Here is a 13,934-nt window from a genome sequence, read left to right as displayed (position 1 = left end):
GTCTGCTTTGGGAGGAGCGGGCGGCCCGCTTTGATTCTGGGGGTTAAAGCGACTTGCGGGCCTGCATCGCGGCAGTGATCGTCCCGTCGTCGAGGTAATCCAACTCTCCGCCGATCGGCACGCCTTGGGCGAGCGACGTCAGCCGCACGCGGTCTTCCAATTGATCCGCGATGTAATGCGCCGTGGTCTGCCCGTCGATCGTGGCGTTGAGCGCGAGGATCACTTCGGTCACCCCTTCGGTATCGATCCGGTCCAACAAACGGGGGATGCGCAATTCCTGCGGGCCGATGGCGTCCAGCGCCGAAAGCGTGCCGCCCAGCACATGATAGCGCCCTTTGAACACGCCGGAGCGTTCCATCGCCCAGAGGTCGGCCACGTCTTCGACCACGCAAAGCTCGCCATTGGCGCGTTTCTCGGAGGTGCAGATGTCACAGACATCAGAGGTGCCGACGTTGCCGCAGTTCAGACATTCGCGCGCCGTAGCGGCGACGGTCTGCATCAGGTCGGACAGGGGGGTCAGCAAAAGCGCGCGTTTGCGGATCAGGTGCAGCACTGCCCGCCGGGCCGAGCGGGGGCCAAGGCCGGGCAGTTTCGCCATCAGCTCGATCAGGGCGTCAATATCGCGGGTAGAGCTCAAGAATGGCACCTATGGGCGTTGAAAGAGGGGCGGGACCGGCTCGCCCCACCGGGATCAGAAGGGCAGTTTCATGCCCGCGGGAAGGCCCATGCCTTCGGTCAGCTTGCTCATCTCGGCCTGCGCGCGTTCCGAGGCTTTGCTCTGCGCATCTTTGATGGCGGCGAGGATCAGGTCTTCGACCACTTCCTTTTCGTCTTTGTTGAAGATCGACGGGTCGATATCCAGCCCCTTCAACTCACCCTTGGCGCTACAGGTCGCTTTGACGAGGCCCGCACCGGATTCACCTTCGACGGTGATGTTGTGCATCTCCTCTTGCAGTTCGGCCATCTTGCCCTGCATTTCCTGCGCTTTTTTCATCATCCCGGCCATATCGCCGAGGCCGCCTAATCCCTTGAGCATCTGGGTCTCCTTGTTGCGTTATCGTTTATATGTGGCGCGGGGGCCGGGGTATCAACCGTCCTCGAACGGATCCCATTCGTCTTCGACCTCGGGCAGCGCCTCAGCCGTGGCAGCAGCGGCGATGTCTTCTGGGGTGCGGATCGCGGTGATCCGGGCTTTGGGAAACTGCGCCAGCACCGCCTGCATCATCGGATGGTCCTGCGCCTGTTTCTTCAACGCCAGTTCACGCGCGTCGCGGACCTGCGCGATGGTCTCGGCCCCGCCCTCGTTGACCAGCGAGACGGCCCAGCGGTTGCCGGTCCAGAGTTGCAGTTTCTGCCCCAGCCGCTGCGCCAGATCGCGCGGCGCGTCGTCGGTGGGGACAAACTCGATGCGGCCCGGCTGGTAGGCGGCAAGTTGCACGCAGGTTTCCACCTCAACCAGCAGTTTCACGTCGCGGTTCACGCGGATCAACTCGACGACATGTTCGAATGTCGGAAAGCGGGCCAGCGCAGCGTTGAGGTCTTGCGCCAGTGCCGTGGTCTGCCCCTGCGGGCCGGGGTTGGAGGCCATGCGCTGCTGCGCCTGTTGCACGGCCTGCGCGCCGCTGCTGCCTTGCGTGGCACCATTGCCACCGCCGCCGCCGCCGACCGGACCGGGGGCAGGGGGCGGGCTGCTGTTTTGCAGCTTGCGCACCAGTTCCTCGGGCGAGGGCAGATCGGCCACATGGGTGAGGCGGATCACGGCCATTTCGGCGGCCATCATCGCGTTGGGCGCGGCTGCGACCTCGTCCAGCGCCTTCAGCAGCATCTGCCAGAGCCGCGTCAGCACCCGCATCGGCAGGGTCTCAGCCATCTGTTGGCCGCGGGCACGTTCTTCAGGGGCGATGGTGGGGTCTTCGGCGGCATCGGGCGTGATCTTCACGACCGAGACCCAATGGGTGATCTCGGCCAGATCGCGCAGCACCGCCATCGGGTCGGCCCCATCGGCATATTGCGCCGAAAGTTCGGTCAGCGCGGCACCTGCATCGCCGCGCAGCACCATGTCAAAGAGGTCCAGCACCCGGCCACGGTCGGCCAGCCCCAGCATGGCGCGCACCTGTTCGGCCCCGGTCTCGCCCGCGCCATGGCTGATCGCCTGATCCAGTAGCGAGGTGGCATCGCGGGCCGAGCCTTCGGCGGCGCGGGTGATCAGCGCCAGCGCGTCATCGGTGATCTCGGCACTCTCGGCGGTGGCGATCTTGCGCAGGAGCGCGATCATCACCTCGGGCTCGATCCGGCGCAGGTCGAACCGCTGGCAGCGCGACAGCACCGTCACCGGCACCTTGCGGATCTCGGTGGTGGCGAAGATGAATTTGACGTGTTCCGGCGGCTCTTCCAGCGTTTTCAGCAGCGCGTTGAACGCCCCGGTCGAGAGCATGTGCACTTCGTCGATGATATAAACTTTGTACCGGGCCGAGGCGGCGCGATAATGCACCGAATCGATGATCTCGCGGATGTTGGCGACGCCGGTGTTCGATGCCGCGTCCATCTCCATCACGTCGACATGGCGGCCTTCCATGATGGCGGTGCAATGTTCGCAAACGCCGCAGGGGTCGGTCGTCGGCCCGCCGTTGCCGTCCGGCCCGATGCAGTTCATCCCCTTGGCGATGATCCGCGCCGTCGTCGTCTTGCCGGTGCCGCGAATGCCCGTCATCACAAAAGCCTGCGCGATCCGGTCGGCGGCGAAGGCGTTCTTCAGCGTGCGCACCATGGCGTCTTGGCCAACGAGATCGGCAAAGGTTTCGGGCCGGTATTTGCGGGCCAGAACGCGGTAGGCGGATGTATCTGTCATGGTGCCCCAGATCGGATTCGGTCAAGGCCGTAAACTATGCGCTCCGCGCCGTGGCGTCTACCGTGCTTGCGGAACGCTCAGAGCATCCAGAGGATCGCGCCGACCCCGGCTGAGGCAAAGGCGAGGATCGCCGCCAGAACCTTCATGCGGCGGTTGGGCTGGGCATTGGCGTGATGGTCGCTCAGCCGCCTTTGGGTTTTCGCCGCCGACGCCTGCGCGGCCCAGTAGACGTAAAGTGCGGCAAGAATGAAGACCGAGGCCACGGCTTTCGCCACCCAAGTCGGCTCGAACTCCCCAAACACGGCGCGCAGACCTATCGCCACGGCGACAGCGGCCATGCCGGTGCGCATCCAGCCCGCAAAGGTGCGTTCATTGGCAAGGATCGTGCGATCCTCGGCCCAGTCGGTGCGGTCTTCGGCCAGGTCATTCTTATCACTCATTGAACCAAACTGCGCCTTGCGCGTTCATGTGGCAATAGGCTTTGACAAGACGAGGGACGGTTCATGCGGTTGGGTGGAATTGGGCGGAGCAAGAATGTCATCCGCCGCAGCGGACGGGCCGGCAAGGCCGGGGGTCTTGGATTGGTCGGCGTTCTGGCAGTCATGGCCATCGGCTATTTCACCGGCATCGACGTGACCCCGCTGTTGACCGGCCAAGGCGGCGGTCAGGTCCAACAGTCCCGCCCGTTGAGCGACAGCGAAGACCCGCAGGTCGATTTCGCCGCCCGCGTGCTCACCACGACCGAGCAGGTCTGGAGCCGTATTTTCCAAGAACAACTGGGTGAAACCTATACGCCGCCCAAGCTTGTGGTGTTCGAGAACGTCACCCAAAGCGCCTGTGGAGGTGCCTCGGGAGCGACGGGGCCGTTCTACTGTCCGGCGGACAATATGGCTTATCTTGATACCGCCTTTTTCCGCACGCTGGACCAACGTCTTGGTGCTGGGGGTGATTTTGCGGCGGCCTATGTGATTGCGCATGAGGTCGCGCACCATGTCCAGAACGAAATCGGCGTTCTGCCGCAGGTCGCCCGGATGCGGCAGCAGTCTTCCGAGGTTGAGGCGAATGCCCTGACCGTGCGGCTTGAACTGATGGCCGATTGTTTCTCGGGCATCTGGGCCTCGAACGTCGAAGGCTTGATGGAGAAAGGCGACCTCGAAGAGGCGCTGAATGCTGCGCGGATGATCGGGGATGATCATTTGCAGCGACAGGCCGGTCAGGTGCCGCAGCCGCATACTTTCACCCATGGCACATCCGAGCAGCGCGCGCGTTGGTTCGAGCGGGGGTTTGAGAGTGGCCAGATTGCGGCCTGCGATACGTTTGAGGCGGATCGGTTGTGAGGCGATGCCCGTGGTGCCCACGGGCGGGGCATCTCGCCTCTCGAATGCATCATTTATTAAGAGAAGCTACCCCTCTCATCGCTTCTGCGAAGCGACTGCCGGGGCGTTGCATTGCTGCGCAATGCAACGGTGGTGAGAGGCTGATAACGACCCAAGCGGGGCTCGTTACGGCTGCTTCCTTCCGGATCTGACCGGGTTGGCGAGGCGCTTGCCCGCACCAACCTCTCAAGGCCCATATAGGAGGGCATGGAACGAAGTGCAAGCCTCACAAGCGGATCGCGATTTGGGCGAAGCCCGAGGCGGTCATGCCGCGCGGGGTGGGCGACAGATGGGCGATGTCTTGTAAAAAGGGCAGGGCCTCGGGAGAGGTATAGAGAACCGCCTGCGCCCCCGCCGCATCAAAGCGCCATGGCGACGCGTCGGACCACGGGCACGCCTGCGGCGTAGCGAGAGCGGCAATCAGCGCGTCGGACAGCGGAAGCGGGCTGCGCAGGGCGACGTCATCCTTCGCCGCGCGGTCAAACCCGCCGCCGCCCGCCGCGCGGAACTGGTTGGTCGCGAGTAGAAACTTCTGGTCTGGCCTCACCGGTGCCCCTTGCCATGACAGCGCAGTGACCCGTCTGCCGCGGGGGCGGCAGGGGTCAATGGCATAGGTGACGCCGAAAATCGTGTCGCAGTGAAACGGTGGGCGGCAGGGGTCGAGTAGCGGGCCGGGGGTGCTGCCGAGCGGAGCAAACACCTCTGCCGCTTTTTCCAAACGCCGTCGCAGGTCGGCACCGGTGAGGCGTAGCGCCCAGACCGCGTTTTGATAGGGAAGCAGCCCGGCGATATGGCGGCGTTGCACCGCGCCGGGCGGGATATGCAGGAAATGCCCCGGCCCGCCGCGCCCGCCTGCCGTATGCGCCGCCGTGGCGGCGAGGATCGGGAGCTCGCTATCCGCCGTGCCCGCGACCCCTTGGCGGATCACCTCGGCCTGCGCGCGGGCGCTCAGCGCGTCGATGGGGGTGGGCATGGCGAGGGCAAAGTAGTTGTGCAGCGCGGTGTCGGTATGGCCGACCTCCTCCTCCAGATGTCTGCGCACGCCAATGTGGCTGACCCGTGCCGCGCTCAGCACCGTGGGATCGGCCAGCGTTTGTGTGCTGTTGTCGCGCAGGTGGCTTTGATGGCCCGAGACCGTCCAGCGCCCCTGCGCATCCCGTTCAAGCGCCAGATCCAGCACCGCCAAATCGGACCCGCCAAAGCCCGGCATCGCCGCCGGACGGTCGGACAGTGTGCCCGCCTGCGTGTCGACCCCCTCGCGCGGACCGTGGTCCTCTCCGGGAAAACGAAGATGGGTGTGGCCGGTGATCACCGCGTCGATCCCATCGATCTTGGCCAAAGTGCAGATGTCTTCTTCGGTGGTGATTTCACCTTCATGGGCGATGCCCAAATGGGCCAGCAGCACGGTCAGATCGGCCCCCTCTGCCCGCAGCGTCAGGGCGGCGCTGCGCAGGCTTTCGAGGGGGCAGATGATCTCGGCCTCGTTCTCCAAAACTTCGCGGTTCCAGATCGCGGTTCGGCCCGGCAGGACCGAAAGCAGGCCCACCCGCAGCCGAGAAGAGGGATGCCCCGCAACGGCAGGCAGCAGACACGAGACGACGGCCCAACGGCGCAGCGGGCCGGGGTCGGTCAGATGCAGATTGGTCGAGATCAGCGGCATGTCCAGCGCCCCGGCCACAGCGCGCAGATAAGGCAGCCCATGGTCGAGGTCGTGATTGCCAAGGCCCAGACCGTCATAATGCAGATGGTTCACACAGGCGACGAGCGGATGCGTATGGGTGACCGGCATCTGCGCCAGTTGGTCGCCCAAGGCATTGCCCTGCAACAGATCGCCATTGTCGAGCAGGATACAGGCGGCCCCCTGTTCCGCCGCCTCCGCCCGGGCGGTGCGGATCAAGGTGGCGATTCCGGCCAGCCCGTGATGGCCCACCGAACGGTCGCCCACATAGTCATGCCCCACGATCTGCATATGCAGGTCCGTCGTGGCCAGTATGCGCAGACGTGCCTCGGCCGGGATGCCACCCTCAGGGGGAACGACACCGGTCGAGGCATATGTGCTGCGCCTGTTCACCGAAAAGGTAAGTACTCGTTAAATTTTGCAACTTAAAGATGTTTTGATATGACCAGATTTCAACCGATCTGGCAAGGGGGCTTGGGATTGCCATTCTCGCATGCGCCGTGGCATGGCTGGGCAAAACGCCAAAAGCCTGTATCGGGCCTGTATCGGGAGAGCGCCATGCGTCACGCGGAGACGGTAACCTTTGGAGGCTCGGCCCTTGATCGGGCGGGGGAGATACGTGGCAATCCGGAAGCCTTGGCGCAGTTGCGTGCCGACCCGGCGGCGCGGGCGGTGGTCTTTTGGCGCGGCAAGCCGCTGATCGCGCCCGAACGCCCCGCCGCTTTGGCGCGATTGGCGATGGATCACCCCGTCTTGCAAGAGGCCGAAGGCACGGCGATCTTGCTGGGGCGCGAGGATGGGGCGCCGCGCTTTGCGGTCGATATCTCCGGCTGGGAACCCCCCGATCTGGATCAATCGCAACTGGGCGCGTTCCTTGACCCCAGCGAACAGCGCCATCCGCTTTTGGGCGATGACATGGCCTTTGCCGAATTGCGGCGGGTGATGACATGGCTTGATCCACGCGATGCCGAACTGGCGGCCAGCGGCAAGGCGATCCTCGGCTGGCACGAGACCCACCGCCATTGCGCGCGCTGCGGCAGCGCCACCGATCTGGCACAGGGTGGCTGGCAACGGGTCTGCCCTGACTGCGGCGGCGCGCATTTCCCGCGCACCGATCCGGTGGTCATCATGCTGATCACCCACGGCAACTCGGTCCTCATGGGGCGCTCCCCCGGTTGGCCCGAGGGGATGTATTCCCTGTTGGCGGGCTTTGTCGAACCGGGAGAGACGGTAGAGGCCGCCGTGCGGCGGGAGGTCTTTGAGGAGGCGGGCGTGCAGGTCGGCGCGGTGCGCTACCTCTCCAGCCAGCCATGGCCCTTTCCGGCGTCCCTCATGCTGGGTTGTGCGGGGCAGGCGTTGAGCCGGGAGTTGACCATCGACCCGGTTGAGATCGAAGACGCGCTTTGGGTCACCCGCGAAGAGATGATGGAGGTCTTTGCCGAAAGCCACCCGCGGCTTCTGCCCGCTCGCCGCGGGGCCATCGCGCATTTCTTGCTGGAAAACTGGCTTGCGGATAGACTGACCTGATACACCGCGCTGACGGGCCCGGACAAAGCGGCGCGGGTGGCAAATGCGAGCAGAAGAATTGGAACGGACCGAATGAAATTCTCCACCAAAGAAGACATCGAAGCGCCGATTGAGGCTGTCTTTGACATGTTGTGCGATTTTGAGAGCTTTGAGCGGGCGGCGATGCGGCGCGGGGCCGAGGTGCAGCGCGCCGATGCCCTGCATCAGCCCGGCGTCGGGATGACATGGAAGGCGGTCTTTCCCCTGCGCGGCAAGCGGCGCGAGTTGACGCTAGAGATGGTGACCTTCGACCGGCCCAACGAGATGGTGATCGACAGCATGTCGCAGGGGTTGGCGGGGCAGATGTCCTTTGAATTGATGCCCTTGTCGCGCAACAGCACGCGTGTCTTGGTGGCGCTTGAGGTCAAGCCGCTGACCCTGTCGGCGCGGCTTTGGGTGCAATCGCTCAAACTGGCCAAGTCCACGCTGACCCAGAAATACAAGGACCGCGTAGCGGAATATGCCCGCGGGATGGAAGAACGCTACGCGGGCGGCGTCAAGGTCTAAGCCCGCGCGGCCAGACTTACATCCCGGTCGGCGCGCCCCGGCCGGGATGGGCGGGGTAGGCGCCGAGAATCTCCAGCTTGTTGGTGAAATACCCCAGTTCATCCAGCGCGCGTTTCACCGCCGGGTCTTCGGGATGGCCTTCGATATCGGCGTAGAACTGCGTCGCGGTGAAGGAGCCGCCGACCATATAGCTTTCCAGTTTGGTCATGTTGACGCCATTGGTCGCAAAGCCCCCCATCGCCTTGTAAAGCGCGGCGGGAATGTTGCGCACCTCGAAGACGAAGGTGGTCAGCATCCGCTCGGCCCGGCGCGAAAGGTCGATCTTAGGCGCCATCAGCAAAAAGCGAGTGGTGTTATGGTCCATATCCTCAATATCGCGGGCCAGCACGGTGAGGCCGTTGATCTCTGCCGCGACCTCGCCTGCGAGAACGCCATCGGTGCTGCCTTCGGTCGCGGCCAGTTCGGCGGCGGCCCCGGCGGAATCGGCGGCGGGTTCAGAGGTGATGCCATGTTGCTGCAAAAAGTTGCGCGCCTGCGGCAAAAGCACCAGATGCGCGCGGACATGTTTGATGTCTTCCAATGCCACGCCGGGGCGGGCCATCAGAGCGATGCGCACCCGCACAAAGGCTTCGCCGATGATATGCAGCCCGCTTTCCGGCAGCAGGCGGTGAATGTCGGCCACCCGGCCATAGGTCGTGTTCTCGACCGGCAGCATGGCCAGTTCGGCGCGGCCTTCGTTCACGGCCCGGATCACGCCTTCGAACGATTGGCAGGGCACCGGTTCCATGTCGGGGCAGGCCTGAAGGCAGGCCTCGTGACTATAGGCGCCAAGGGCCCCTTGGAAGGCGATGCGCGGCGTGGTCTGGGCGGTCATGGATCGTATCCTGCTGCAAAAGGCGCGGAGAAGGGCAATTGGTCGCGGTAACTACACCTTGCCTGCGCCAAGGGAAAGCAATAGATACGCGGGCAACGATGCCAAGAACCATGGCCCGCCCATGGTGCCAATACCAAGTGATGGACCCTGACGCATGTTCGATACAATGACCCTGACCAAAATCGCAGCCGGTGTATTCGGCGCCTGGTTGGTACTTCTGCTGGGCAAATGGGCGGGTGAAGAGATTTACCACGCCGATGCACATGGGGAAGCGTCCTATGTCATCGAAGTGGCCGACGCCGGTGGTGACGATGGCGGCGAAGAGATCGATTTTGCAGCCGTGATGGCCGAAGCCGATGCCGACAGCGGGTCGAAAGTGTTCCGCAAATGCGCCGCCTGCCACAAGGTCGACGGGTCCAACGCTGTTGGTCCGCACCTCGACGGTGTCGTTGGCCGCGATATCGCCTCGGTTGACGGTTTCGGCTATTCCGGCGCGCTGACCTCGCTCGAAGGCGATTGGACCCCGGAAGAGCTGAGCGCTTTCTTGGAAAGCCCCAAAGGCTACGCGCCCGGCACCACCATGGGCTTCGCCGGTCTGCGTAAGGTCGAAGACCGCGCCGACGTGATCGCTTACCTGCAAAGCGTTTCCAACTGATATCCCGCGCCATCGCGTGAGAGAAAGCCGCCCTCCGGGGCGGCTTTTGCGTTTGGGCGGGGCGGAACGTCTTATCCCTGGAGGTGTTGGGCCATGAAACGTCCACACCGAAAGGAGACGCGCCATGCAAAGCCACAAAACCACGGTCGATGGAATCGAAATGCGTTGGGAAGAGACGGGGGCGGGGGAACCCGTGATCCTGCTTCACGGCATTCCCACCTGTCCCGCGCTTTGGCGGGATGTCGCGCCCAAGATCACGGGTCGTCGGGTGCTCGCTTGGGAGATGCCGGGCTATGGGGCCTCAATCCCGCAGGGCGAGGGCCGCGATATCTCGGTCGCCAAACAGGCGGACTATCTGGTCGCTTGGATGCGCGATCTGGGCATCACGCGCGCGATCCTCGCGGCGCATGACCTCGGCGGCGGGGTCGCGCAGATCGCGGCGGTGCGTCACCCTGAGATGGTCAGCGGGCTGCTTTTGACCAATGCGATCAGTTATGATTCGTGGCCCGTTCCGCTGGTCAGCGCGGTGGCCAAGACCGGCGGCGTGGCGAAACATGCGCCCGATGGCTCATTCCACCAGTTGCTGAAGATGATGTTCTCGAAGGGGCATGAGACCGACGCCGCCGCCGAAGCGGCCTTTGACGCCCACGCCCCGCATTACGCGCAACACGGGGAGGCCGACGCCTTTGTCAGGCAGGCGCAGTCGCTGGACGTGGGAGACACGAAAGCCATCGCGGACAAGCTGCCCACCCTCAACATCCCCGCGCGGATCGTCTGGGGCGCTGCGGATGATTTTCAAAAGATTGAGTATGGGGAGCGTCTGGCAAAAGACCTGGAAGCGCCCCTGCGCCGGATCGAAGGGGGTAAGCACTTCACGCCCGAGGATCACCCAGAGATTCTGGCCGAAGAGACCAACGCGCTGATCCGCACGGTTGACGGGCAGTGATTGGACGCGGGGCGCGCCCCGTTTCGCCTTTACTGAGCGGCGATCACCGGGGCGGTGGCATTCGCGGCGGCAATCCCGCCGATGTCGCAGCGCCAAGCGGGCAGGCGGATCACGGCGCGGCTTTGGCCTGCTTCCACATGCACCTCGAAATCCCCGCCGTGCATTTCGATCAGCTTGCGGGTCAGCGGCAGGCCAAGACCCAGCCCACCTTTGGTGCTGCGATGATCCATCATGCCGCCGACGACGAAGGGTCTGTAAAGCTCGGCCAGATCGACGTGATCATCGAAAGAGCCATTGTCGACGATGGAGATCTCGATATTGCCCTCGGCGTCCTTGAACGTCTCCAGAGCGATCTCACTGCCGCCATGCAGGACGGAGTTCAGCACAAGCGCCGTCACCGCCAATTCGATCTGGTCGCCGTCGATATGCATTTCCTCAAGCGGGAGACTGTCGCGCAGCGTGATGGTCTTGGCCGTCGCATCCGTGGTGGCGAAATGCAGGGCAGAAACCGATTGCAGCAGGTCGCTCAGGTTGCATTTCCGCTCGTTCAGGCGCAGCTCGCCGGTGCTGACATTGCTGTAGGAAATGATCGTCTCGATCAGGGCGCTCAGATGGTCGACGGACCGGCGGGCCGAGCGGATCAGGAGCGGATTGACCCCCTGTTCGGCCTTGGCCTCCAACATGCGCAGACTGCCGAAAAGAACCGTCAGCGGGGTGCGGAGTTCGTGGCCCACCAGCGTCAGGAAAGTGGCTTCGGCGCTGTTGTCGGCCTTTTGCTCGGACGCGTCCGGCTGGCAGCGTTCAAGGGCCGCGACCACCATGCGGCCCATATCTTCCAATAGGGCGATCTGCTTCTCAGAAGGCGCCTCATGCGGTTGCAGGTCCAGCGCGCATAGGCTGCCAAAGCGGTGGCCCGACGACAGGATCAGCGGCACACCGCAGTAATAGCGCGCCTCGGGGCCGCCCTCGGCGACCATGGGGTGACGCGCGAACCGGGGGTCTTTGCTGAGGTCGGGAACCACCAGCGGCGCGTCCGACATGATTGTATGGCTGCAGAACCCGGTATCTTTCGGCATCGGCCCCAACGGGTAGCCGACCACGGATTTGTACCATTGGGTATCTGCCTCCACGACGCTGATATGTGCGATCGGACAGTCAAGCAGGCGGCGCGTAGCCTCGCAAATGGTGTCGAACAGTGCTTCGTTCTCGGCCGTAAGGCCGGGCACATCGAAAACGGCGCGCAGACGGGCTTCTTCGTTAAAGGGAATCGGGTAGGTTCTCATCGTCAGCTCCAGTTTACGCATCGTTAACCTGAGTGAAGAATCTGTTAACTTTAGGGCGAGAAACGGGCTGGGCCGCGAAGATACAGGGGCGGCGGGCTACACATTGTCGCGAGTGGGGGCGGGGGAAACCGCCAATCCGCGGGGCATGCTTTGCGGTGGACCGCCCGTGCGGGGCAACCTTACATATTCGCAACTTGTATCTTGGCGTCGCACAGCGTTAGCCTAGATGACGCCTATCCGGACTACGCCACGCCAAGGAGTGACCTATGCCCCGTGCCCAGACCCGCGCCGCGACCCGTCCTTCGGTCATTGATGACCTGCCGCTCTGGCTCGCGACGCTGACGCTGATGGTGGCGGCCCTGCTGGCCGGTGCCGCTGCGGCACAGGAGCAGAAGATCATCAAAAGCCACGGTTATTCCTTTTACGGCGATCTGACCTATCCGGCGGATTTCGAGCATTTCGCCTATGTGAACCCGGATGCCCCCAAGGGCGGGGAAATCTCGATCCCCTTCGTCGGCACGCTGGATTCGATGAACCCCTATTCCGGCAAGGGCCGCGCGCATCTGTTCTCGATCTTCGGTTTCGAGAGCTTGTTGGGAGAGGCCCCCTCGGGCGAGCCGCTGCCGGCGGATGTCTATGGCGAGAGCTACTGCCTGCTCTGCGAGAGCCTCGAATACCCCGAGGACAAGTCTTGGGTGACCTTCCACATGCGCCCCGAGGCGCGTTTCTCGGACGGCACGCCGGTGACGGCGCATGACATCGTGTTTTCGCATAACCTGCTGTTGGATGAGGGGCTGAAATCCTACGCTGACGCGGTGCGCAAGCGCATCCCGAAGGTCGAGGCGCTGGATGATCACACGGTGAAGTTCTACTTCGCCGACGGCATCTCGCGCCGCAGCTTGATCGAGACGGTGGGCGGCGTGCCCGCATGGCCGAAACATTGGTTCGAGGAGACCGGTAATACCCTCAAGGACAGCTGGATGGACCCGCCCCCCGGATCGGGCGCCTATATGGTCGAGAGCGTCGACCTAACCAAGCGCATCGTGTTGAAACGCAACCCCGACTACTGGGGCCGCGACCTGCCGATCAACCGTGGCCGCATGAACTTCGACCGTATCCGGTTGGAGATCTTCAGCGACGACACCTCGGCTTTCGAGGCCTTCAAGGCCGGCGAATACACCTTCCGTGCCGAGGGGGATTCCAAGAAATGGGCCACAGGCTATGACTTCTCCAAGGTGAGTGACGGTGCCATCGTGAAGGCCGAACTGCCCGACGGCTCGCCGCCCACGCCCTCGGGCATCATCTTCAACCTTGGTCGCGAGACGCTGCAGGACCGCCGCGTGCGCGAGGCCGTGGCGCTGATGTTTAATTTCGAGTGGACCAACGAGTCGCTGCAATACGGGCTGTTCAGCCACCGCGCCTCCTTCACGCAGGACACGCCGCTGATGGCGCAGGGCGCGCCCGAGGGGGCCGAGTTGGCGCTTCTGGAAAGCCTCGGCGATCTGGTGCCGGAGGAGTTGCTGAGCGAGCCCGCCGTGGTGCCGCATAGCTCCGACCCCGCGCGCCTGTTGGACCGCCGCAACGCGCGCCGCGCTTCCAAGCTGCTGGAAGAGGCGGGCTGGACCGTGCAGAACGGGATGCGCGTCAACGAGGCCGGTGAGCCGCTACGGCTGAACTTCCTGATGAATTCCGCAGGCTCGCCGACGATCTCGGCGGTGATCGAGAATTTCGTCGGCAACCTCACGTCCATCGGCATCGACGCCCGGCTCGAGAAGGTGGACAGTTCGCAATACACCGCCCGTGAGCGCGACCGCGACTACGACATGATTTACGACGCCTATGCCGCCTTCCTCGGCACCGGCACGGGCCTCACGCAGCGCTACGGGTCCGAGGCTGCGGAGTTCTCGCTGTTCAACCCGGCGGGTCTTGCCAGCCCGCTGGTCGACACGATCATCGAAGCTTCCTTGAATGCGGAGACAGCCGAGGAAGAAGACGCCGCCCTCATGGCCCTCGACCGGGCGCTGCGGCACGAGTTCTTCATGATCCCGACGTGGTACAACGACAGCTACTGGGTGGCCTATTACGACCAGTACGACCACCCCGAGATCCCGCCCTACGCCTTGGGATACCTCGATTTCTGGTGGTACGACGAAGAGGCCGCCCAGCAGTTGCGCGCCTCGGGCGCCTTGCGGTAAGGCGAC

13 protein-coding genes and 1 other RNA gene are annotated in these 13,934 nt (G+C 63.9%); 6 read left to right on the top strand and 8 right to left on the bottom strand.

Going from position 1 to position 13,934, the window contains the following annotated elements; all coding sequences use genetic code 11:
• Positions 1-43: 43 nt before the first annotated feature.
• From recR to ACGYLI_RS07070, 4 genes are all read right to left on the bottom strand, one after another.
• Complete coding sequence (gene recR / locus ACGYLI_RS07085; protein WP_394418398.1) at positions 44-637, bottom strand: recombination mediator RecR; 594 nt, start codon at positions 635-637, stop codon at positions 44-46.
• 54 nt (positions 638-691) lie between these two features.
• The gene (locus ACGYLI_RS07080; protein ID WP_007118099.1) at positions 692-1,036 is read right to left on the bottom strand and encodes a YbaB/EbfC family nucleoid-associated protein; all 345 of its coding nucleotides are present in this window, start codon (positions 1,034-1,036) and stop codon (positions 692-694) included.
• A gap of 51 nt (positions 1,037-1,087) precedes the next feature.
• The gene (locus tag ACGYLI_RS07075; protein WP_394418396.1) at positions 1,088-2,848 is read right to left on the bottom strand and encodes a DNA polymerase III subunit gamma/tau; all 1,761 of its coding nucleotides are present in this window, start codon (positions 2,846-2,848) and stop codon (positions 1,088-1,090) included.
• Positions 2,849-2,925: 77 nt separating this feature from the next.
• Positions 2,926-3,288, bottom strand: coding sequence for a YidH family protein (locus tag ACGYLI_RS07070; RefSeq protein WP_394418394.1), 363 nt, complete (start codon positions 3,286-3,288; stop codon positions 2,926-2,928).
• 63 nt (positions 3,289-3,351) lie between these two features.
• On the opposite strand from ACGYLI_RS07070, the gene ACGYLI_RS07065 reads away from it, so the two are divergent.
• Positions 3,352-4,185 carry a neutral zinc metallopeptidase gene (locus ACGYLI_RS07065; protein WP_209216555.1) on the top strand — a complete coding sequence of 278 codons (834 nt, stop codon included), beginning with the start codon at positions 3,352-3,354 and terminating at the stop codon, positions 4,183-4,185.
• Between the two features lie 130 nt (positions 4,186-4,315).
• On the opposite strand, the gene ffs is transcribed toward ACGYLI_RS07065, so the two are convergent.
• Positions 4,316-4,413: signal recognition particle sRNA small type (ffs, locus tag ACGYLI_RS07060), an RNA gene on the bottom strand.
• A 37-nt stretch (positions 4,414-4,450) separates the two neighbouring features.
• Positions 4,451-6,295 (bottom strand): 5'-nucleotidase C-terminal domain-containing protein, encoded by a 1,845-nt coding sequence (locus ACGYLI_RS07055; RefSeq protein WP_394418392.1) that lies wholly within the window; start codon positions 6,293-6,295, stop codon positions 4,451-4,453.
• A gap of 165 nt (positions 6,296-6,460) precedes the next feature.
• Between ACGYLI_RS07055 and nudC the strand changes: the two genes are divergently transcribed.
• Positions 6,461-7,429 (top strand): NAD(+) diphosphatase, encoded by a 969-nt coding sequence (nudC, locus tag ACGYLI_RS07050; protein WP_394418390.1) that lies wholly within the window; start codon positions 6,461-6,463, stop codon positions 7,427-7,429.
• A gap of 72 nt (positions 7,430-7,501) precedes the next feature.
• Positions 7,502-7,975, top strand: coding sequence for an SRPBCC family protein (locus ACGYLI_RS07045; RefSeq protein ID WP_394418388.1), 474 nt, complete (start codon positions 7,502-7,504; stop codon positions 7,973-7,975).
• Positions 7,976-7,991: 16 nt separating this feature from the next.
• On the opposite strand, the gene ACGYLI_RS07040 is transcribed toward ACGYLI_RS07045, so the two are convergent.
• Positions 7,992-8,849, bottom strand: coding sequence for a prephenate dehydratase (locus tag ACGYLI_RS07040; protein ID WP_394418386.1), 858 nt, complete (start codon positions 8,847-8,849; stop codon positions 7,992-7,994).
• Positions 8,850-9,003: 154 nt separating this feature from the next.
• Between ACGYLI_RS07040 and ACGYLI_RS07035 the strand changes: the two genes are divergently transcribed.
• Together ACGYLI_RS07035 and ACGYLI_RS07030 are read left to right on the top strand one after the other, a co-directional pair.
• On the top strand, positions 9,004-9,504 hold the full coding sequence (locus ACGYLI_RS07035; protein WP_271688362.1) for a cytochrome c family protein: 501 nt from the start codon (positions 9,004-9,006) through the stop codon (positions 9,502-9,504).
• Between the two features lie 124 nt (positions 9,505-9,628).
• Positions 9,629-10,450 (top strand): alpha/beta fold hydrolase, encoded by an 822-nt coding sequence (locus tag ACGYLI_RS07030; protein ID WP_394418384.1) that lies wholly within the window; start codon positions 9,629-9,631, stop codon positions 10,448-10,450.
• A gap of 29 nt (positions 10,451-10,479) precedes the next feature.
• On the opposite strand, the gene ACGYLI_RS07025 is transcribed toward ACGYLI_RS07030, so the two are convergent.
• Entirely contained in the window at positions 10,480-11,733 is a 1,254-nt protein-coding gene (locus tag ACGYLI_RS07025) for a GAF domain-containing protein (protein WP_394418382.1), read from the bottom strand.
• A 266-nt stretch (positions 11,734-11,999) separates the two neighbouring features.
• Between ACGYLI_RS07025 and ACGYLI_RS07020 the strand changes: the two genes are divergently transcribed.
• Positions 12,000-13,928, top strand: coding sequence for an extracellular solute-binding protein (locus ACGYLI_RS07020; protein WP_394418380.1), 1,929 nt, complete (start codon positions 12,000-12,002; stop codon positions 13,926-13,928).
• The last annotated feature ends 6 nt before the right edge of the window (positions 13,929-13,934 follow it).

Origin of the sequence: Sulfitobacter sp. 1A13421, assembly GCF_043557285.1 — a bacterium.
In the GTDB taxonomy this organism is placed as follows: Bacteria; Pseudomonadota; Alphaproteobacteria; order Rhodobacterales; family Rhodobacteraceae; genus Sulfitobacter; species Sulfitobacter faviae.
Note: the sequence above shows the minus strand (reverse complement) of the source record. Positions and strands in the feature narration are given on the sequence as shown.

What these genes read in the sequence shown, in the direction of transcription:
- ACGYLI_RS07080 (WP_007118099.1), bottom strand. Translation starts at nt 1,036, where the DNA reads ATGCTCAAGGGATTAGGCGGCCTCGGCGATATGGCCGGGATGATGAAA.
- ACGYLI_RS07075 (WP_394418396.1), bottom strand. Translation starts at nt 2,848, where the DNA reads ATGACAGATACATCCGCCTACCGCGTTCTGGCCCGCAAATACCGGCCC.
- ACGYLI_RS07070 (WP_394418394.1), bottom strand. Translation starts at nt 3,288, where the DNA reads ATGAGTGATAAGAATGACCTGGCCGAAGACCGCACCGACTGGGCCGAG.
- ACGYLI_RS07065 (WP_209216555.1), top strand. Translation starts at nt 3,352, where the DNA reads ATGCGGTTGGGTGGAATTGGGCGGAGCAAGAATGTCATCCGCCGCAGC.
- nudC (WP_394418390.1), top strand. Translation starts at nt 6,461, where the DNA reads ATGCGTCACGCGGAGACGGTAACCTTTGGAGGCTCGGCCCTTGATCGG.
- ACGYLI_RS07045 (WP_394418388.1), top strand. Translation starts at nt 7,502, where the DNA reads ATGAAATTCTCCACCAAAGAAGACATCGAAGCGCCGATTGAGGCTGTC.
- ACGYLI_RS07040 (WP_394418386.1), bottom strand. Translation starts at nt 8,849, where the DNA reads ATGACCGCCCAGACCACGCCGCGCATCGCCTTCCAAGGGGCCCTTGGC.
- ACGYLI_RS07035 (WP_271688362.1), top strand. Translation starts at nt 9,004, where the DNA reads ATGTTCGATACAATGACCCTGACCAAAATCGCAGCCGGTGTATTCGGC.
- ACGYLI_RS07030 (WP_394418384.1), top strand. Translation starts at nt 9,629, where the DNA reads ATGCAAAGCCACAAAACCACGGTCGATGGAATCGAAATGCGTTGGGAA.
- ACGYLI_RS07025 (WP_394418382.1), bottom strand. Translation starts at nt 11,733, where the DNA reads ATGAGAACCTACCCGATTCCCTTTAACGAAGAAGCCCGTCTGCGCGCC.
- ACGYLI_RS07020 (WP_394418380.1), top strand. Translation starts at nt 12,000, where the DNA reads ATGCCCCGTGCCCAGACCCGCGCCGCGACCCGTCCTTCGGTCATTGAT.